Source organism: Marinobacter antarcticus, from assembly GCF_900142385.1.
Classification (GTDB): domain Bacteria; phylum Pseudomonadota; class Gammaproteobacteria; order Pseudomonadales; family Oleiphilaceae; genus Marinobacter; species Marinobacter antarcticus.
In genome coordinates this window covers 24,585-43,689 of the sequence record NZ_FRAQ01000006.1, presented here as the reverse complement: position 1 = coordinate 43,689, position 19,105 = coordinate 24,585, and the positions used below count along the sequence as shown (strand labels likewise).

Below are 19,105 nucleotides of genomic sequence, written 5' to 3'. Positions count from 1 at the left end.
TTCATTGTCCTGGCTAACCCTGGCGGTGTGGGCCATGCCTGGCTAGTTCGCCGGTATGCTCTCAATGAGCCGTGGAAGCCGTACACCGATGCAGCAACCGGCTTTGATTTCGTGAGCATTAACAGCACCTACCGCGATAACCAGTTTATCGACCGCGAGCGTTATGCAAAGAACCTTATGGCCTCGTGTGCCACTGACCCAGAGCTAGGCAGAGCATGGCTAAATGGTGATTGGTCAGTATTGCGTGGCGCGTACTTCAGCAACGTCATTGACGAAAAACGGGTGATGATTGAGCCGTGGGCAAACCGTCCTGATGTTTACGAGGGCGCAAAGCTCCCATCGGACACCAAGGGCTATAGAGGCACGGCAGGCACCGTAAACGATAGGTGGCGTTTTCACCTGGCCCACGATTTCGGTGTGGCGGCTCCTTCCGTCACCTACCTTGTAGCTCAAAGCCCAGGCGCTGAAGGCCCAGACGGTTATTTCTACCCGCGTGACTCTTTCGTGCTGATGGATGAGGAAACCACCACACACCCAGACGACTTAAATACTGGCCTTGGCCTAACCGTACCCGATCAGGCAGACCGCATAAAATCCATGTGTCTGCGTTGGGGCGTTGCGCCGGCAGGCGTTGCTGATGACGCGATATTCAACCGCACCGGCTCCCAGGAGGGCAGCATTGCCGACGAGTTCAAGCGGGCTGGCGTTCACTTTGAGCGAGCGCAGAAAGGCAGCCGTTTAGCGGGCTGGCAGAAGATGCGCCGGTTACTAGCTGATGCCGGCAGCCCAGACGTTCCTGGCCTGTACGTGTCCCGTAATTGCCGGATCTGGTGGGAGACAGTACCAAGCCTGCCACGTGATCCCCGCAACCCTGAAGATGTTGATTCGTCCGCACCCGATCATGCCGCTGATGCTTGCCGTTATGGCTTAAAGCATGGCGGATTCTGGAAACCAATCCCTGTAGCTTTCCCAACTTGAGGAATTACCCATGAAATACTCTGCACCGCTAAAAGAAATCGGCTCACGCATGGCTAAGGCAGCCGAAAAAAGCAGTCACGCCCGAAGTCTTCAGATTCACGTAAATCAGATGGTCAGGAGCGTTGAAGGGCTCGAGAATTTCAGCGCCAACAAAAGCCCCAAAGACACAGACGCGGGCCACACCCTAAAAATTGCAGCCCAGGCCAAGCGCCTGCAAACTGAAACGCAACGTTGGGAAAAGTCTCTAAACGATAATGCTCGCCGTGGCATTAATGAACTCGACATGGCTATCACCGAAAAAGCAGGACTGCGCGAAACTTTGCACGGCGCTGAAATCCGGGCAGCCTTCCGGGGGATGTCATTTAAAGAGCGTGGGGAAGCCTTGAACGCGGCATTAAAGGCTGGCGACGGTGCAACCATAGCCGCGATAAGCGAAGCACCGGCTTTGCTTTCTGGCGTCACTTCCGATATGCAGACCCGATACCGTGAAGGCCTCCAGGAGGCGATGGCACCGGAAGAGACAGCGGCAAAGGCTGACTTGTTTGAGGCGTTCGATGCTGGCCTAGTGGCGCTTGGTATTGTTAGAAAATCCATCGACAGCGGTTATGACCCCGTCCAATTGCGAGAAATTGAGGAATCCGAAGCTCAGAGCGCCGAAGCCTATCGCGCTTTGGAAAGTTCTTATAATCCGGTGCCGGCTGATGCTGATTGATCTTGGAGGCGGCAGATTACGGCAGGGATGCCGGTTTGCCTGAATCTAGGCTATGGGCTGACGTCTTGCGGTTGCTGGTGGCGGATGCTTGCAGCTATTGGCAGGGTGAGCGCACGCGAGATTTCGACGCTGAAAGCTACCATCTTGAGCAGGCGTTCGACGACCTGGTGAGGTGCGGGCCGATGTTGCGGCATTGCTGTAGCTTTCTGGATCTTGAACCAGACTGGCTAAGTGAGGGTTTTATAAAGTGGTGTGAGCAGAACGGCTAGGGGGGAAGGTGCCAGTACCCTCTTGGCTGTACCACCACTAGGCAGGTGGCGCGACCGCTAGGCAAATCCATGCGAGCGGTTTATTTTTATGTTCTGGGCAGTCGCCTAGTAACATATTGGTAACACGAGATTGCAGTAACAAGAAAAAACTTTAAACTATCTTTCTTAATCGCTGCAACTACATGATCTATAAGTAAAAAATGGTGCCCTCGGCAGGACTCGAACCTGCTACCTTCCCCTTAGGAGGGGGACGCTCTATCCAGATGAGCTACGAAGGCGCTTCTTTCAGAAGGTCGGTATGATAGCGGCCTGAAGCTTATGGCTCAAGGTGTTACCTTGTTTTCTATTGGTGCGGGAGTGCGTTTTGTCTGACCCTTTCTCGTTAAGTATCGTAGTGCCGGTCTGGATGGAGGCGGGGGGCGTTGTGGACACGCTTGAAGCTCTGCAGCCGCTGCGTTCAGCGGGGCATGAGGTGATCGTTGTGGATGCCAGCAGCACCGATGGCACGGCCAGGCTGGCAAGCCCGCTTGCGGATCGGGTGGTTCAGTCAGTAAAGGGCAGGGCCGTGCAGATGAATGCGGGCGCCTCCGTTGCTAAAGGCGGTGTTCTGCTATTTCTGCATGCTGATACCCGCCTTCCTGCAAATGCACTGAATTGCCTGAGTGAGTTTTTTTACAGTGGCAAAGCCTGGGGCCGTTTTGATGTGCGCCTGAGCGGTCAGGGTGTGGTGCTCCGGGTGATTGCCTGGTTCATGAACCAGCGCTCGCGGTTAACGGGTATTTGCACCGGTGATCAGGCGTTGTTTGTGCGCAGGGAAGTTTTTGAGGCCCTGCATGGATTTGATAGCCTGCCGATCATGGAAGATATTGAATTTTCCAGCCGGCTCCGCCTGGTTTCCCGCCTCTTCTGCATTCAGGAACCGGTTATCACTGACAGCCGGCGCTGGGAGCAGGGGGGCGTCTGGCGCACTATTTTTCTTATGTGGCGTTTACGTTGGCGCTACTGGCGCGGCGAATCGCCAGAAACGCTTGCTCATTCCTACCGTTCGGACGTTCGTAATGGCACAGACTGAATCTCCCGATGCACTGTTGATGCAATTCGCCAAGTGGCCGGACGCCGGTCGGGTAAAAACACGCCTGATTCCTGCGCTGGGTGTTTCCGGGGCGCTGGATGCGCACTTGGCGCTCACGCTTGCTGTGCTGGATAACCTGTGTGGCTCCGGCGTTCCTGTGCAGTTCTGGTGGGATCGAGAGGTAGAGTCTGTGCCGGCGGATGCGCAGGACATTGTTCGCACTATTGAGCAACGGGGCCTGGCACAGAAAGTACAACAGGGCGCTAATCTGGGCGATCGCATGTTCGGTGCGCTTGAAACGGGTCTTGTGTCCCACGGTTTGGCTCTGATCGTGGGCAGCGATTGCCCTTCGGTTGAACCGGATTACGTGCATCAGGCAGTGGCCAGTCTGCAGGAACACGATGTGGTTTTGGGGCCGTCCGATGATGGTGGCTATGTGCTGATTGGCGCCCGCAGGGTGATTCCGCACATGCTCGATGGTATTGAGTGGGGCACGGAAGGTGTTCTAGAGCAAACCTGCCAGCGGCTGAAGGAGCTGGGGCTCAGCGTTGGTTTGCTGGAGCCCCGCTGGGATGTGGATGAACCGGAGGACTGGGCGCGTTTTCAGCGCCTGTCTGTCGCTGAGTAGCGTCCGTTTTTACCTGGCTGTAACTGGCGGTTGCAGCAAGATAAGGTCGCGGGCGTCATTAGCGCTCAACCCCTCTCCCCCTGTAACGACGCGCAGCGCCCGGTCCCTGTTTAATACCGAATCCCTGAAGGTGGTGTTCAGCTGCTCAAGGCTGACTGTTTCGACAGCTTTCGCGAGCTTCTCACGGGAGTCAAAGCCATCTGAGTCCCGATCAATTTCGCGCCAGTAGCGTCCAGAAATCTCTCCCAGCTGACGGTCCTGCTCGAGAATGCTGCTGATCACCGCCTGCTTTTCGCGCTCCAGGCGCTCCTCACTCAGATTGCTGAGAGTCGTCTCAAAGTCCGCAGTGAACTCGCGCACCGCCTGGTCTATGCCCTCCTGGCTGGCGGTAGGGGATTGAACCACGAAGCCGAGGGCCGGAGTTTCAAGCATTTCAAACGGCGTTGCGTAAACAATGTAGCCGAGCTGGCGGGTGGTGCGGATTTCCTCATAAAACGGGCTGCTTATAATCTGCGCCAGCAGGCGGAACCGGGCGCGCTGTTCAAAGCTGGTGTTCTTGCCCTGAGTGTAGAGTGTGTATCCGGTATCCGGATGGTCTACGTTCAGGGAAACCAGCATTTCCTCCGCCGGCAGTTTGCGAACATGGCTGCGCTCTACCGGCATAAAGTCACTCTTGCCAAGAACAATGGCATCAATCTGCTGAGCCACGTTAAGTGCGTAGGACTCCGTAATATTGCCATGAACCAGCAGTACTGGGTCGACTTCTGAAAGCAGAGCCTCGGCGAAAGACATAAGCTCGTCGAGGGTCACCTCTCTGGCAGCCTGCAGCTTTTCTTCGGTGCTCCAGGTTCCCTCAAGCAGGGCTGTCTGGATGAACTCTGATGTCTGTTCCACGGGGCGGTCTTTAGCTTTGTTTTGCAGGCTGTCTATCAGGTTTTGCCGGGCGATATCAAACCGTTGTCGGGTGATCTCCGGCGCAGCAACCTGCATGAGGATGCGGTTCATCAGGGTGTGCAGTTTGTCGCTGTAGCCGCCTACGCGCAAGGTGATGCCGCGGAGGTGCGGGTAAATGCTGTAATCAAGCCCTGCAAGGCGAGCGGAATAGGCCCAGGCGTTCAGGTTGTTGTTGATGCTGTCTACCAGTAGCCGCGTCAGCACGTGGCTACGCGCTGATACGCTGGCAGCCGGAGTGCGCAGGCTGAAAAATACGTTGGCTTTTGGCGTATTAAAGCGGGTGTCCCGGGCAAACCAGATAGCCATACCGTCTTTGTTACCAAGCAGTTCGGGCTTGCTCATGGTTTTGCCCGGCACCATGGCCAGGTTTTCCGGTACAAACGGGTTGGGTAATGGAAGCTGAAGCGCCTTGGCTAGTGCGTCTGGAGCATTGGTCCGGAGAGTTTCCGCATTCAGGGGTTCGATTTTCCAGGGTGTCTCATACCATTGGGTGAGGTTCGGATTCTTCAGGTCAGGCTGCGGCGACAGTAAATAGGCCATCATGTTATCCGGTGTCAGCCTGGCAAGAATATCCCGGTACTGATCTGGCGCGTAACGCTCCATCAGCCAGGGCGCGCTGAGAATGTCACCTGCGGGGTAATCCTGGAGTTGGCTCGACAGGCGCATGGCTTCATGTATGGGCTCACCCTGTTCGCGAAAGCGAAAATCGATTCGTGCCAGCCGCTGCATTTCTTCAAATCGCTGCTGGCTGATGCCTTTTTCACGAATGATGTCGATGTACCGGAAAACCAGTGGCGGGATTTCTTCATGCCGGCTCAGGCCCTCGGGTGTAAGCGCAATGCTGATGTCCAGCGTGGCGTTTTCGCCCGTGTCCATACCAATGCCTGCTGACAGGCTATCTGCCAGGCCGCTCTTCTTGAGCACATCAAAAAGGCTTCCTGGCCCTTCATGGCCCAACAGGCTGGCAATGTAGCTGGCTGGCTTTGTGCGGTAGTTTTCCCGCTGAGACGGAATCGGGAACGACAGCGACAGGCTGCGCACATCCTTGATCGCCTTCGCAGTCACTTTTGCGGGTAAGCCCCCTGTTTCCAGCAATGCTGCGGTGTGAGCCTTAGGTTTCAGGTCGCGATTTTCGATGGCGTCAAAGCGCGCCCGCACCATAGTCTCAAGATTGTCCAGCGGCTGCGGGCCATAAACTGCGAGGGTCATCAGGTTCGCTGAGTAACGGGTTTTCCAGAACTCGATCAGATCGGGCCGCAGAGGGTTGGTGTCAGTATTTTCCAGCGTGGTCAGGTTGCCGACAGCGAACTGGTGGAAGGCATGCTCAGGGTTGCTGACGGCTTTCTTGACGGAATAGAAGCGGCGGCCGTCTTCTTTCTGTTTGGCACTGAACTCTGAATGAACGGCGTTGCGCTCGCGGTCAACAAGCTCGGCGGTAAACAGGGGCGCGGCGAACTGCTGGGCGAAGCGATCCAGCGCAGATTCCAGGTAATCAGCCTGGATATCAAAGAAATAATTGGTATTGCTGAAAGCGGTAAAGGCGTTATGGCTGCCGCCGTGGCTCTTGATGAATTGTTGATACTCGCCAGGCTCGGGATATTTTTCAGTACCCAGAAACAGCATGTGCTCCAGGAAGTGTGCGATGCCCTCCCGCTCTTTTGGATCATCCCCGCTGCCAACGGCTACGTTCATGGAGGCAGCCGCTTTGTCTGCATTCTTGTCGGAGACCAGAATGGCCCGCAAGCCGTTATCCATTTCAATGAGGCGGTATTCGTTGTTATCGTTCGGGCTCTTCTCCGGCGTTTGTGCCGCTGTGGCAAACGAACTGACAAATAACAGCAAAAGCAGCGCAAACGCATTTGCCGTTAGCACCTGTATTCTTGCGTTCAAGTGGGTACCAATTCGCATAGGGCCTCTGTTATCCGTTATGGATCTTCTGAAAAGTTCTTCTGGATGTACGGTCTGGCACAGAAACGGTGCACTCTGTTTCAGTGCATCATTGACTTGCGGGTGTTCTCCGGCTGTTGATCCAGAGTTTTGCGGGCCAGATCTGCCGCTTTTTCACCATCAAGCTGGCCGGAAGCAATCCGTTCCAGCACGGTTGCCATGATAGCGACGGACTCGCGGTAATCGGCAAACTCTGCCTGGAACGCACTGTCGATTGCCTGGTAAACCGCCTGGATTTTCTGTTCCCGGTCTCCGGAGTTTTTTGTCGTGTCGTTGATAGCTTTCAGACAGGCTCGTGCAATGGTGATGTAGCGTTCGGTATTCGGGTTGTCATTCTGCATTTTCTGGTTTCCGGATATTGCTTGGTCTGTGGAAAGATGTGACGCCTGAAGAGGCAACAAGTTCCAGATTATCGCATTGCTGGCAGGCTGTTTCATTGCTTTGCGGTAATTCATCGCTTGGGAGGGCGGGCGCCAATTACTGTGCTAGTCTAAAGTGCATTGTGTTGGCAAAAAAAGCAGGCGCTGCTATCGTTTTTTAGAGTAATGGCTCTATTAAAAACAACGGGTTACAGAGTAAATGCTCTAAAAAAGACCGATACATGTAAGTTACATTTAAGTACAATGCCGGCGGTACAGGGCCTTGTTAGACTTTAGTCTAATAAGGCCGGCATGGATAGACAACAACAGAGCAACAAGCAGGGTGGATTATCAATGGATTATTTCCTGACCGGTGGTACCGGGTTTATTGGCCGTTTCCTGGTGGAAAAACTTCTGGCACGCGGTGGCACCGTGCATTTGCTGGTGCGTGAGCAGTCCCTGGGCAAGCTTGACGAACTCAGGGAGCGTTGGGGCGTGGATGAGTCACGTGTCAAGGCCGTGGTCGGCGACCTTACCAGCAAAAACCTGGGCATTGATGCCAAAACCCTTAAGGCCCTGACAGGAAAGATCGACCACTTTTTCCACTTGGCTGCTGTTTACGATATGGGTGCCGATGAGGAAGCCCAACAGGCCACGAATATTGATGGCACCCGGGCCGCAGTAAATGCCGCTGAAGCAATGAAGGCAAAACACTTCCATCATATTTCCTCTATTGCAGCAGCGGGTATGTTCAAGGGCATTTTCCGCGAAGACATGTTTGAAGAAGCGGAGAATCTGGATCATCCGTACCTGAAGACCAAGCACGAATCCGAAAAGGTGGTCCGTGAAGAGTGCAAGGTGCCATTCCGTATCTATCGCCCAGGCATGGTGATTGGCAACTCGAAAACTGGGGAAATGGACAAGGTCGATGGTCCATACTATTTCTTCAAAATGATTCAGAAAATCCGTCGCACGCTGCCGCAGTGGGTGCCGACGATTGGAGTTGAAGGCGGTCGCCTGAACATTGTCCCAGTGGACTTTGTAGTTAATGCACTGGATCACATAGCACATCTGGAAGGCGAAGACGGCAAGTGCTTCCACCTCGTCGATTCTGACCCTTACAAAGTGGGCGAAATCCTCAACATATTCTGTGATGCCGGCCACGCGCCTAAAATGGCGATGCGCATTGACTCTCGCATGTTCGGTTTTGTTCCGCCCTTTATCCGTCAGAGCCTGAAAAACCTGCCGCCGGTTAAGCGGCTCACCAGCGCCGTGCTGGACGATTTGGGCATTCCACGCTCAGTGCTGTCCTTTATAGATTACCCCACTCGCTTTGATGCCCGTGAAACCGAGCGTGCACTGAAAGGAACGGGTATAGAGGTGCCACGCCTGGAAGGTTACGCACCCGTGATCTGGGACTTCTGGGAGCGTCATCTCGACCCTGACCTGTTCAAGGACCGCACTCTCAAGGGTACGGTTGAAGGCAAGGTGTGTGTGATAACCGGTGCAACTTCAGGCATCGGCTTGGCGACTGCCGAGAAGCTGGCGGACGCTGGCGCTATTCTGGTGATTGGCGCTCGCACCAAGAAAACACTGGACGAGGTGACCGCATCCCTGGAAGCCAAGGGTGGCAATGTACATGCCTACCAGTGTGACTTCTCCGATATGGAGGAGTGCGACCGGTTTGTGAAAACTGTTCTGGATAACCACGGCCATGTTGATGTGCTGGTAAACAATGCCGGGCGCTCAATCCGCCGTTCGCTGGCGCTGTCGTTTGATCGCTTCCATGATTTTGAGCGCACCATGCAGCTGAACTACTTCGGTTCCGTTCGTCTGATCATGGGGTTTGCACCTTCCATGCTGGAGCGCCATAGCGGGCATGTGGTTAACATTTCTTCCATCGGTGTTCTTACAAACGCACCTCGCTTCTCGGCCTATGTGGCGTCCAAATCGGCGCTGGATGCATTTAGTCGATGCGCGGCGTCTGAATGGTCAGATCGAAACGTGAAGTTTACCACCATCAATATGCCGTTGGTGAAAACGCCAATGATTGCTCCCACCAAGATCTACGACTCGGTACCGACTCTCTCGCCGGAAGAGGCGGCGGACCTGGTGACGAATGCAATTATTGAGCGCCCCAAGCGTGTTGCTACGCGCCTTGGCACTTTTGCTCAGGTGCTGCATGCATTGGCGCCGAAGATGGGCGAAATCGTAATGAATACAGGGTATCGCATGTTTCCGGATTCATCTCCGGGAGTAGGCGGTAAGTCCATTGAAAGGCCTAAGGTGTCCACGGAACAGGTGGCATTCGCAGCTGTTATGCGAGGCATTCACTGGTAAGCAGTGTTGTTCGCATCCTTGAATCAAAAAAACCCGCATTGCGGGTTTTTTTGTAGATGCTGTTTATCGAAATCTAGCCCGTACTATTCGGCTTCATCCGAAATCACAGGCGGCGGAAACCCGCCCAGCTCTTGCCAGCGATTGACGATCCCGCAAAACAGATCGGCTGTCTTTTCCGCATCGTAGGCAGCGGAATGAGCTTCTTTATTGTTGAACGGAATGCCCGCCAGTTTGCAGGCTTGGGCGAGAACAGTGTGGCCATAGGCGAGGCCCGCAAGGGTGGCCGTGTCGAATGTGGAGAAGGGATGGAACGGATTCCTGTTGATTTCCGCCCGGTGTGCCGCAGCAAATACGAAGTTGTGATCGAAGGTTGCGTTGTGTCCCACCAGAACTGCGCGCTTGCAATCGTGTGCCTTGACCGCCTTGCGTATGGGGCCGAAGATTTCGCTCAGGCCCTCACGCTCAGGCACAGCTTCCCGCTCCGGGTTCCAGGGATCGATCCCCGTGAAGTCCAGCGCAGATTGCTCCAGATTGGCTCCTTCAAACGGGTCAATCTGCTGCACATGGGTTTCAGCACGCCGCAACCGACCGTCGTCGTCCATGGTCAGTATCACGGCAGCTATTTCCAGCAGAGCATCACGTTCCGGATTGAACCCGCCGGTCTCGACATCGACAACAATGGGCAAAAAACCGCGGAATCTGCGGGACATGGGGTGCGATTGTCTGTTTTCGTCAGTCACTAAAGCTCCGGTCGTGGCCGTTTATCAGGAAGTCGGGGGAAGTTTACGCCAAGCGCCAGTTAACTGTTTCGCCGGCTTTCAGCGGAATGATGGTGCCACCCGCCAAGGGTAAATCATCCGGCATTGTCCAAGGTTTCTTCACCAGGGTAATAGTATCGGTATTTCGCGGCAGACCATAGAAATCCGCACCGTTGAGGCTGGCAAATGCTTCCAGCTGGTCAAGAATGCCAAGTTCTTCAAAAACCTCCGCGTACAGCCCTATCGCGCCGTAGGCTGAATAGCAGCCCGCGCAGCCACAGGCAGCTTCTTTTTTATCCTTTGAATGCGGGGCAGAGTCGGTTCCCAGAAAGAACCGCTTGTCACCGCTTGCAATGGCATCCCTCAGGGCTTGCTGGTGCCGGTTGCGCTTCAGAATCGGAAGGCAGTAGAGGTGAGGGCGAATCCCCCCCACCAGCATGTGATTGCGGTTATACATCAGATGCTGAGGTGTAACCGTTGCGCCAAGATTGTCGCCTTGGTAATGCCTTACAAACTCCGCAGAATCGGCGGTGGTGATGTGTTCAAGCACAACCTTGAGGTTGGGGAAGGCTTCCAGTGTGGGTGCCAGAACGCGTTCAAGGAACACCTTCTCCCGATCAAAAATATCAATGTCCGCATCGGTGACTTCGCCATGAACAAGCAACAGCATGCCGCACTCTGCCATGGCTTCCAATACCGGGTAGATATTGCGGATGTCCTGTACGCCGGAAGCGGAGTTTGTGGTGGCTCCAGCCGGGTATAGTTTCGCTGCGACAACGCCTTCGGCGCTTGCTTCAAGGATGTCTTCGCGGTTCGTGGACTCTGTAAGATAAAGCGTCATCAATGGCCGGAAATTCGTGCCTTTGGCCGCTGCCAGTACGCGATCCCGGTACGCTGACGCTTCAGCGGCGTTTGTGACCGGCGGTACAAGGTTGGGCATAATGATCGCTCGCCCGAAGCAGGCCGCAGTTGCCGGCACGACGTCTTTTAGAACATCGCCGTCGCGAACGTGGAGGTGCCAGTCGTCGGGGCGTACAAGTGTAAGCTGTTCGGTCATGAGCTCGTTTCCGCAATACCTTCAAAGTGCTGAAAAAAAGAGACGTGAAAGGCGCGTTCGTTTTGGACGGCGCTTTGGCCCTGAGAAATTTTGCAAATTATAGCAGAACGCGCCGGTGATTGTTTTTCCTCTCGCCGACTAAAGAACGCCGATCTGTTGCCGTTAAACAGTGAAACCACGAAACATCCGTGAACCAACGGTATAACTGTTACGGCGCTCTTACGGCGCTCTTATGGCGCTTTTATGGCACTCGGCCTCCCCAGAAAATCGCTGAATATGCTGGCAACACTGGTGCTGGGATTGTTTTTGCCCGGGTCTGGTCAGGCTGGAAGCTATGGTGCCGGAATTTCAAACAGCCAGTGGTATCTTGCCGAATCTGTTTTCGAATGTTCTCTGGTGCACGAGGTTCCGGGCTACGGTCGGGCAATTTTCCGGCGCAGGGCCGGAGAAGACCTGTCATTTTTTCTGGAATCAGAATCCCGTCTCATGCGCCCAGGGCGAGGCTCGCTGGTTGTTGAGGCACCTGCCTGGCGGCCGGGAGTGGCGCCGAGGCCTGTGGGCGCGGTAAACGTATCCGAGGGGCGCCGCCAGGTATCTCTTGAGACGCGTCAGGCGGTAATTCTTGCGCAAAGCCTTCTGGACGGTATGCGTCCAACCGTTACTCGTGCGTCCTGGTACGATGGGAGCCCGGTTCGTGTGCAGGTTTCCAACATCAATTTTAACGGTCAGTATCAGCGTTATCGTTCTTGCGCTGCGAATCTGCTGCCGGTAAATATCGATCAGATAGGGCGCTCAAGAATAGTGTTCGCTAGTGGCAGCAAGACGTTATCTGAAACCGACATGAATCTGCTGGACGATATCGTGGCCTATCTTGGGGCCGATATCACTGTTGAGCGGGTGTTTGTCGATGGCCATAGCGACAGCATTGGAAGTCGTATTGATAATCGGGCATTGTCTGAGGATCGTGCCAATGTGGTGGCGGATTACCTGAAAAGCCGCGGAGTGGATCCGGACCTGATTACGGTGCGAGCACATGGAGATCAGTACCCGGTATCCAGGCGAGCCGCCGATAATCGCCGCACGACCATTCGTTTACAGCGCGAGGGCGAGCGCCCCGGCTTCCAGCAGGCCAATGGCTACGGCGGGTCCTCCGCTGGTTGATGCCGTGGGCTTGGATGCCCGACTCCCTCAGTAAATAGAACTCAATACTTCCAGATGGGCGTTCACGCTTTCTGCGAGCGCCTTCAAGTGGTAACCACCTTCCAGCGTCGAAATAATCCGGTCGTTACTGTGCTCGCTTGCCACGCCGGCCAGCATTTCGGTCAGCCAGCGGTAATCCTCGGTGTCCAGATTGAGTTCCCCCATTGGGTCGAGGCGGTGAGCGTCAAACCCTGCTGATATCAGAACAACCTGGGGTTTAAATGCGTTCAGGCGCTTGATCCATCCAGCTTCCACTTGTTTGCGGAATTCCGCAGCGGAACAGCCCGCTTCGATGGGGATGTTCACGATGTTATCGGCCTGCCGGTGCACGTGCGAGTGAGGATAGAAGGGATGCTGAAAACTGGAACACATCAGTATGCGTTCATCTCCGCTCACAATGTCCACCGTGCCATTACCCTGATGCACATCAAAATCAATGATGGCTACTCGCTCAAGATGATGGAAATTGAGCGCGCGCATAGCGGCCAGTGCGACGTTATTGTAAAAGCAGAAACCCATGGACTTGCTGCGTTCGGCGTGGTGGCCAGGAGGCCGCACACAAATGAACGCGTTGGTAACCTGACTGCTCATAACCATATCCACTGCCTGAATATTGGCACCTGCAGCCAACTTTGCGGCGCGCAACGTGTCAGGCATCATGGCGGTATCCGGGTCGGTGAACACCCGGCCACGAGTAGGTTGCATCATGTCGAGCTGTTGCAGGTAGCGTTCCGGGTGCACGCTTAAAAGCTGATCGCGGGTAATTTCCTCTGGGCGCACCCAGTCGAGCTTCTCAGCGATTCCGGTGTCGGCGATGTAACTGATGATGGCGGCCAGACGGCCAGGGCTTTCGGGATGCTCCGGCCCCATGTCATGTTTCATGCAGTCATCGTGGGAAAAAAATGCGGTGGTCATAAATCTCGAAACGCCCCGACTTTACTTGTGTTTTCTTTAATCCTATCAGGGATAATCCGATGGCGCCGCGTTTCTTTGGTCTTATAGGGGCGATAGGCATTTCACATCGGTTCGTCTATGCCTAAGATAGAACAAACACATGAAGGAGAGTCAGCTTGAGCACCCGGTACCTGGAAAGCCTGTTCAATCCTGCTTCCATAGCAGTCATAGGGGCGTCGGAGCGGTCAGACAATCTTGGCGGTATGGTGTTACGAAACCTGATGAGCGGCAGCTATCCGGGCAAGCTTCTGGTGGTTAACCAGAATGATTATGACAATGTGCATGGTGTGCCCTGTGTCAAAAAAGTGTCCAGAATGGAGTTTTCGCCGGATCTCGCCATTGTCTGTACGCCACCGGATACGGTAGCCAAGACCATAAGGCGCCTTGGCGAAGCGGGCGTGCGAACGGCGATTGTGATGACCGGCGGTATGTCCCGGACTCACAGTAAGACCGGGCAGCCTCTGATGTACTCGGTTCGTGAGGCGGCTAAGGAAACCGGTATCCGGGTTCTGGGCCCGAACACGATTGGCCTTATGGTGCCGGCCAGAAGCCTTAACGCCACTTATGCGCACATGGGTGTCCTTCCTGGCCGCGTGGCGTTTGTGGGCCAGTCGGGCACTATCGCCAGCTCGGTGATTGACTGGGCGTTTGCCCGAGGAGTTGGCTTTTCTTACTTCCTCACTCTCGGCGATGGTATGGACATCGATCACGATGATTTGATTGACTACCTTGCCCAAGACACCCAGACCCGCGCTATTCTGATGCACATTGAGCATATTCCCAACGCCCGGCGCTTCATGTCGGCCGTGCGGGTGGCGTCCAGAACCAAACCTGTAATTGTGGTTAAATCCGGGCGCGTACCAGAATCTGAATGGCTTCCCCATAAGTTGCCTGATGGCATCACGCGCAGTGATCCCATATACGATGCCATGCTGCAGCGTGCTGGTGTTCTGCGGGTTGACGGGCTTGGGCAGATGTTTGATGCGCTGGAAACGCTCACCAGGATGCGACCGCTGCGCCGGGAATCCCTTGCGATTATGGCCAATGGGGTAGGCCCCGGGGTTCTGGCGGTTGACCGGTTGGCAGATCTGGGGGGTGAGCTGGCGAGCCTGTCCGAAACCAGTGTTAGCGCTCTGGCAGAGCTCTTGCCGCCTTACTGGACGCGCAAGAACCCCATCGATCTTAACTACGATGCGTCCCCGGAGCTTTACGGAAAGGCAATCAAAATTCTGGCCAAGGACCCCGAAGTAGCCAACGTGCTTGTGATGTATGCACCCAGCCTGACGGAAGACAGTCTGCAGATTGCCGATGCCGTTGTGCAGGCGGCAAAAGGCACGCGGCTCAATATCTTCACTTGCTGGCTAGGCCAGAGCACGGTTATGGAATCCCGCGAGGAGTTCTATCGTGCCGGACTACCTTCATTCTTTAATCCGGAGAAGGCGGTCGTCGCCTTCATGCAGCATGTACGGCACCAGCGAGTCCAGCGCCTGCTGACGGAAACTCCGGAATCCTTTACCGATCATTTCTCAGACCATACCAAAACCCGGCGGGTGGTCATGAATGCGCTTCGCTCCGACCGCAAGCATCTGTCGAGTCGGGAAGCCCGAGACGTGGTTCATGATTACGGCATTAACACCATTGAGACGGTTTATTGTGATGACGTAGAAGAAGTTCTTGAGGCTTTTTCCATAGAGCGCCGACCTGTGGACGTCACCATTGTCCACGAGCAGGCCTGCCACCCGTTTATGACCTTGAGTGTTACCCAGCGCCGTTATAAGGGTACGGTGCAGAAGCTGAACAATGAGGCAGCGATTATTGATGCCTGCCGTTTCCTGATGGAGGAATATCAGAAGCACTTCCCGGACAGCGGATTTCTTGGCTTCGCCATGCAGCGCTCCTATCAGCACGTTGGTGGCATCGAATTCAGCGTAGGAATCACCAGAGACGCCCAGTTCGGGCCTTTGGTTGTTTGCGGCGCCTCAGGGGCCCATATTAACGTGATGACGGACAGGCAGATTGCGCTGCCGCCGCTGAATATGGTTCTCGCCCGGGAGCTGTTGCGGCGAACCTATATGTACAAGCTGCTTAAAGAGCACAGCCTGAAGCCTGAATCGGATATCCGGGCAGTGTCAGAAACGCTGGTTACCCTCTCCCAGATAGTGATCGATATTCCCGAGATCCGTGGGCTGGAAATTTCTCCCCTGTTGTTCAACGAGCAAGGTGCCGTTGCCGTGAATGTGGCGATCAACCTTTCTGAAACGCCAGGCCGGCCGATTATTCAGCCTTACCCGAGAGAGCTTGAGGAGTGGCTGGTGCTTCCCAAGTCCGGTCGCCGGGTGACTATCCGCCCGGCGCTCGCCGAGGACGAACCATCGCACCGGGTATTCCATGAGCTTCAGTCGCCGGAATCCATTCGCTACCGGTTCTTCCAGTATCGTAAGCATTTTTCCCGGGAAGACGTCGCTCAGATGGTGCAGATCGACTACGACCGGGAAATGGTTTTTATTGCCAATGCGCCGAAAGAGGACGGTAAAGGGCAAGAAACACTCGGCACCGTGAGAACCTGGACAGACGCGGACAACCTGCAGTGCGAGTTCGCGGTGATGGTTCACGACAAAATGAAGGGTGAAGGTCTTGGCGTTGCCTTGATGCAGAAAATGATCGATTACTGCCGCGCTCGTGGCACCGTGGAAATGGTGGGCAATGTGCTGGCAGACAACCGGCCGATGCTGCAGCTTGCTGAGCACATGGGCTTTGAGGTGAAGTACAACGTTGAGGAAGAAGTGATGGATTTGCGGCTGGTGTTGAATGAGCCGGAAAAAGACTGGCAGAAGGAGCGGCTGGGGAAGAGCGCCCACTGAGGCCTTTCTGCGAAAGGCTCCAGCGGCGCTCAAGCGCCTGAGTGATTACTCTTCGATGATTGCCGAACGGTCTTCACCGCCCATGGCTTCCAGCAATCCCGGAATCAGTTTCGACAGTTCCAGGGTCATGAGGGTGAAAGCTGCATCAAATTTTGCGACAGCATCATCCACATCCACGTCGTCGAGCTGATCCTGAAGCGTTTCGCCAAATTTCAGCCGGCGGATACCCAGTTCTTCGTCCAGAATGAAGGACACGTTGTCGTCCCAGGTCAGAGCCAGCTTGGTAACTTCCATTCCCGCTTCCAGATGGTTGCGGATTTCGTCCGCCTTCAGATTCAGCCCTTTGCAGCGAACCACGCCGCCGTCTTCTGAAGGATCTTTCAGCTCACATTCATCGCCTAACACCACCTTGCCGGGCAGGTCGATGGATTCATTCAGCCAGCCCGTGAAGGTGAAGGCCGGTGCCTGCTTTACTACTGGCGGTCGCACGGGCAGAGAGCCCAGGCTTTTGCGCAGGGTTGAAGCCAGGTCTTCCGCCTGTTTTGCGGAGCCGGCATCCACTACCAGAACGCCGTCCTTCGGAGCAATATAAGCAAAGGAGCGGCGGTTCCGTGAAAATGCCTGGGGCAGCATTTCCAGCATGACCTGCTCTTTAATCTCGTCTTTTTCCTTGCGACGAACCTTGCGACCCTGTTCGATCTCGATGGCTTCGGCTTTGTCTTCAACTGCATCCTTGATCACTGGCCCCGGCAGGATTTTTTCTTCCTTGCGCAAGGCAATCAGGTGATAACCATTGGCACTGTGAACAAGCTGTTCACCGTGCTTGCCAAGAGGCGGAACCCAGCCCTGGCGAGTGGTTTCCTGTGGTCCACAGGGCTTGAATGCATCGCCGCTGAGCTTTTCTTCCAGCTCTTCAGCAGAGATATCAAACGGCTTGGTAAAACGGAAAACGCGGGCATTGCGAAACCACATCAGGCTTGATCCTTGTCTTTCATAATTGCATGGCCTCTACCATAGTTGCATGATCTCTACGAGCACTGTTTTGATGATAAAACCGATTACACCGGCCCCCAGCACAATAAACAGGGCGATGGTGCCAAACTTTCCGGCTTGTGATTTTTTGGCCAGATCCCAGACGATAAACCCCATCCAGCCAATAAGTACCGTTAGAAACACCAGCATGGCGATCTGCGAAAATACTGCTTCATTCATGACTTGCTCCGAACTCAATCTGGATTACTGTTCATCCCGCAGGAAAACCCAGTTGTTCTTGTCGGACTGGTCTTCGCTGAAATAGTAACCATCAAGGTCAAAACCCTTGAGGTCGTTTGCATCGGTAATACGATTCAGAATGGCATAGCGGCACATCAGGCCGCGGGCTTTTTTGGCGTAGAAACTGATCATTTTGTACTGACCGTTCTTCCAATCCTTGAATTGGGGGGTAATCAGCCGTCCTTCAAGATCTTTCTTCTTCAGGCTTTTGAAATATTCGTTCGAGGCCAGGTTTACCAGCACTTCGTCGTCGCTCTTCAGCAGGCGGTTTATTTCCCGGGTGATGCTATCACCCCAGAACGTGTATAGATCCTTGCCGCGTTTGTTCTCGAACTTTGTTCCCATTTCCAGCCGGTACGGCTGCATCAGGTCGAGAGGTTTGAGAATTCCGTACAGCCCGGACAGCATGCGCAGATGCTCTTGGGCGAAGCTGAAGTCCTGCTCGCTGAAGCTTTCGGCATCCAGCCCCGTATACACATCGCCTTTGAACGCCAGAATCGCCTGGCGGGCGTTTTGGGGAGAGAAGGGCGTGTGCCAGCTCTGAAAACGTTCGGTGTTCAACTGGCCCAGTTTGTCGCTGATACTCATCAGGTTGCTGACCTGATGAGGCTCCAGCTCTTTGAGCTGATCAATCAGTTCGCAGGCGTCGTCCAGAAAGTCCGGCTTGGTAAAGGTTTCCGTTGCCAGCGGGCTCTCATAGTCGAGGGTTTTAGCGGGTGAGATAACCATCAACATGTCAGATAATTCCTCATTGCAGAAACGTGAGTAACTGATCCCGGGTAAATGGCCAGTCGAGTTCATGCCCGGTATCAGTCCGCCGGAGCACGGGAATTCTCGTGCCGTAACGCTGTACCAGCTCCTCTGATTGCGCGATATCCACCACGTCCACCGGAATCGGAGCCGGCATGGGCGTACTCACCAGCAGGGCTTCGGCCAGCTCACACAGGTGGCATTGGGACGTAGTATAAAAAAACAGTTCCATTATTTCGGTTGGGCGTTTACTTGCTGGCCGTTTACCCCTGCGCTGTCACTGCCCATCAGGTATAGGTAGACCGGCATCAGCTCTTCCGGCGCCGGGTTTTGCTGCGGGTTTTCTGCCGGGTAGGCATGGGCTCGCATATTGGTTCTGGTAGCGCCGGGGTTCAGGCTGTTTACCCGCACATTGTGGTGTTTGTCATCCAGCTCATCGGCCAGAAGCTGGCTCAGGCCTTCGACTGCAAACTTGGATACCGCGTAAGCACCCCAGTAAGCCTTGGCTTGGCGGCCAACACCGGAAGACGTGAAGATAACCGAAGCAGCATCCGACTTGCGCAGCAGGGGGATCATCGCGCGGCTCAGCAGAAACGGAGCCGTAGCATTTACGTGCATGACCTTATTCCAGGTTTCCGGATCGTACATTTCCACTGGGCTACGATCACCAAGAATGGCGGCGTTATGCAACAGGCCATCAAGCTTCCCGAAGTTATCTTCCAGGGTCATGGCCAGTTCTTCGTAGTCTTTTACGGCAGCACCTTCAAAATTCATCGGCACTATGGCCGGTTTCGGGTGTCCATCGGCTTCGATTTCATCGTAGACCGACTCCAGCCTGCTCACGGTGCGCCCCACAAGAATCACAGTGGCTCCATGGGCGGCGAAGGTTTTGGCGGCTGTGCGGCCGATTCCGCTGCCCGCACCGGTCACCAGTATGATGCGGTCTTTCAGAAGATCAGCGGGTGCCTGGTAATCTTGCATAACCTGTCTCCGT

General features: G+C 54.9%; 17 protein-coding genes, 1 tRNA gene and 1 pseudogene. 8 read left to right on the top strand and 11 right to left on the bottom strand.

Annotated elements, in window-relative coordinates:
* The 3 genes and pseudogenes from BUA49_RS17835 to BUA49_RS17300 all read left to right on the top strand — a co-directional run.
* Window positions 1-978 (top strand): annotated as a pseudogene (locus tag BUA49_RS17835) (hypothetical protein); the annotation flags it as partial.
* A 10-nt stretch (window positions 979-988) separates the two neighbouring features.
* Window positions 989-1,690 carry a hypothetical protein gene (locus tag BUA49_RS17305; RefSeq protein WP_072799857.1) on the top strand — a complete coding sequence of 234 codons (702 nt, stop codon included), beginning with the start codon at window positions 989-991 and terminating at the stop codon, window positions 1,688-1,690.
* Between the two features lie 35 nt (window positions 1,691-1,725).
* Window positions 1,726-1,959 (top strand): hypothetical protein, encoded by a 234-nt coding sequence (locus BUA49_RS17300; RefSeq protein WP_139248813.1) that lies wholly within the window; start codon window positions 1,726-1,728, stop codon window positions 1,957-1,959.
* Between the two features lie 201 nt (window positions 1,960-2,160).
* Here the strand turns inward: BUA49_RS17300 and BUA49_RS17295 are convergent.
* Window positions 2,161-2,237: transfer RNA gene (locus BUA49_RS17295), tRNA-Arg, on the bottom strand.
* Between the two features lie 86 nt (window positions 2,238-2,323).
* Here BUA49_RS17295 and BUA49_RS17290 point away from each other — a divergent pair.
* Both BUA49_RS17290 and BUA49_RS17285 read left to right on the top strand, forming a co-directional pair.
* The gene (locus tag BUA49_RS17290; RefSeq protein ID WP_072799854.1) at window positions 2,324-3,031 is read left to right on the top strand and encodes a TIGR04283 family arsenosugar biosynthesis glycosyltransferase; all 708 of its coding nucleotides are present in this window, start codon (window positions 2,324-2,326) and stop codon (window positions 3,029-3,031) included.
* Window positions 3,018-3,659: a TIGR04282 family arsenosugar biosynthesis glycosyltransferase gene (locus BUA49_RS17285; RefSeq protein ID WP_072799852.1), complete on the top strand. Its 642-nt coding sequence runs from the start codon at window positions 3,018-3,020 to the stop codon at window positions 3,657-3,659. The genes BUA49_RS17290 and BUA49_RS17285 overlap by 14 nt, the downstream gene beginning before the upstream one ends.
* A 9-nt stretch (window positions 3,660-3,668) precedes the next feature.
* Here BUA49_RS17285 and BUA49_RS17280 read toward each other — a convergent pair whose 3' ends face one another.
* Both BUA49_RS17280 and BUA49_RS17275 read right to left on the bottom strand, forming a co-directional pair.
* Window positions 3,669-6,521: an insulinase family protein gene (locus BUA49_RS17280; RefSeq protein WP_072799851.1), complete on the bottom strand. Its 2,853-nt coding sequence runs from the start codon at window positions 6,519-6,521 to the stop codon at window positions 3,669-3,671.
* Window positions 6,522-6,601: 80 nt separating this feature from the next.
* The gene (locus BUA49_RS17275) at window positions 6,602-6,901 is read right to left on the bottom strand and encodes a hypothetical protein (protein WP_072799849.1); all 300 of its coding nucleotides are present in this window, start codon (window positions 6,899-6,901) and stop codon (window positions 6,602-6,604) included.
* A gap of 372 nt (window positions 6,902-7,273) precedes the next feature.
* On the opposite strand from BUA49_RS17275, the gene BUA49_RS17270 reads away from it, so the two are divergent.
* Window positions 7,274-9,259 carry an SDR family oxidoreductase gene (locus BUA49_RS17270; protein ID WP_072799847.1) on the top strand — a complete coding sequence of 662 codons (1,986 nt, stop codon included), beginning with the start codon at window positions 7,274-7,276 and terminating at the stop codon, window positions 9,257-9,259.
* A gap of 83 nt (window positions 9,260-9,342) precedes the next feature.
* On the opposite strand, the gene rnt is transcribed toward BUA49_RS17270, so the two are convergent.
* Window positions 9,343-9,999, bottom strand: a complete 657-nt coding sequence (gene rnt, locus BUA49_RS17265) for a ribonuclease T (protein WP_072799846.1) — start codon at window positions 9,997-9,999, stop codon at window positions 9,343-9,345.
* Between the two features lie 43 nt (window positions 10,000-10,042).
* Complete coding sequence (gene pyrC / locus BUA49_RS17260) at window positions 10,043-11,074, bottom strand: dihydroorotase (protein ID WP_072799844.1); 1,032 nt, start codon at window positions 11,072-11,074, stop codon at window positions 10,043-10,045.
* A gap of 243 nt (window positions 11,075-11,317) precedes the next feature.
* On the opposite strand from pyrC, the gene BUA49_RS17255 reads away from it, so the two are divergent.
* Window positions 11,318-12,235 carry a flagellar protein MotY gene (locus BUA49_RS17255; RefSeq protein ID WP_072799842.1) on the top strand — a complete coding sequence of 306 codons (918 nt, stop codon included), beginning with the start codon at window positions 11,318-11,320 and terminating at the stop codon, window positions 12,233-12,235.
* 27 nt (window positions 12,236-12,262) lie between these two features.
* On the opposite strand, the gene BUA49_RS17250 is transcribed toward BUA49_RS17255, so the two are convergent.
* The gene (locus BUA49_RS17250; RefSeq protein ID WP_072799840.1) at window positions 12,263-13,189 is read right to left on the bottom strand and encodes a histone deacetylase family protein; all 927 of its coding nucleotides are present in this window, start codon (window positions 13,187-13,189) and stop codon (window positions 12,263-12,265) included.
* Between the two features lie 155 nt (window positions 13,190-13,344).
* On the opposite strand from BUA49_RS17250, the gene BUA49_RS17245 reads away from it, so the two are divergent.
* The gene (locus BUA49_RS17245; RefSeq protein WP_072799838.1) at window positions 13,345-16,089 is read left to right on the top strand and encodes a bifunctional acetate--CoA ligase family protein/GNAT family N-acetyltransferase; all 2,745 of its coding nucleotides are present in this window, start codon (window positions 13,345-13,347) and stop codon (window positions 16,087-16,089) included.
* Between the two features lie 45 nt (window positions 16,090-16,134).
* Here BUA49_RS17245 and rdgC read toward each other — a convergent pair whose 3' ends face one another.
* Genes rdgC through BUA49_RS17220 form a run of 5 tightly spaced genes read right to left on the bottom strand, consistent with a single transcriptional unit; the run spans window position 16,135 to window position 19,092 of the window.
* Window positions 16,135-17,061, bottom strand: coding sequence for a recombination-associated protein RdgC (rdgC, locus tag BUA49_RS17240; RefSeq protein WP_072799836.1), 927 nt, complete (start codon window positions 17,059-17,061; stop codon window positions 16,135-16,137).
* A gap of 36 nt (window positions 17,062-17,097) precedes the next feature.
* On the bottom strand, window positions 17,098-17,301 hold the full coding sequence (locus tag BUA49_RS17235) for a DUF2788 domain-containing protein (RefSeq protein ID WP_072799834.1): 204 nt from the start codon (window positions 17,299-17,301) through the stop codon (window positions 17,098-17,100).
* A 24-nt stretch (window positions 17,302-17,325) separates the two neighbouring features.
* The gene (yaaA, locus tag BUA49_RS17230) at window positions 17,326-18,096 is read right to left on the bottom strand and encodes a peroxide stress protein YaaA (RefSeq protein ID WP_072799832.1); all 771 of its coding nucleotides are present in this window, start codon (window positions 18,094-18,096) and stop codon (window positions 17,326-17,328) included.
* Window positions 18,097-18,109: 13 nt separating this feature from the next.
* Window positions 18,110-18,343 carry a glutaredoxin family protein gene (locus BUA49_RS17225; RefSeq protein ID WP_072799830.1) on the bottom strand — a complete coding sequence of 78 codons (234 nt, stop codon included), beginning with the start codon at window positions 18,341-18,343 and terminating at the stop codon, window positions 18,110-18,112.
* Window positions 18,343-19,092, bottom strand: a complete 750-nt coding sequence (locus BUA49_RS17220; RefSeq protein WP_072799828.1) for a YciK family oxidoreductase — start codon at window positions 19,090-19,092, stop codon at window positions 18,343-18,345. Before BUA49_RS17220 ends, BUA49_RS17225 begins: the two co-directional genes overlap by 1 nt.
* Between the last annotated feature and the right edge of the window lie 13 nt (window positions 19,093-19,105).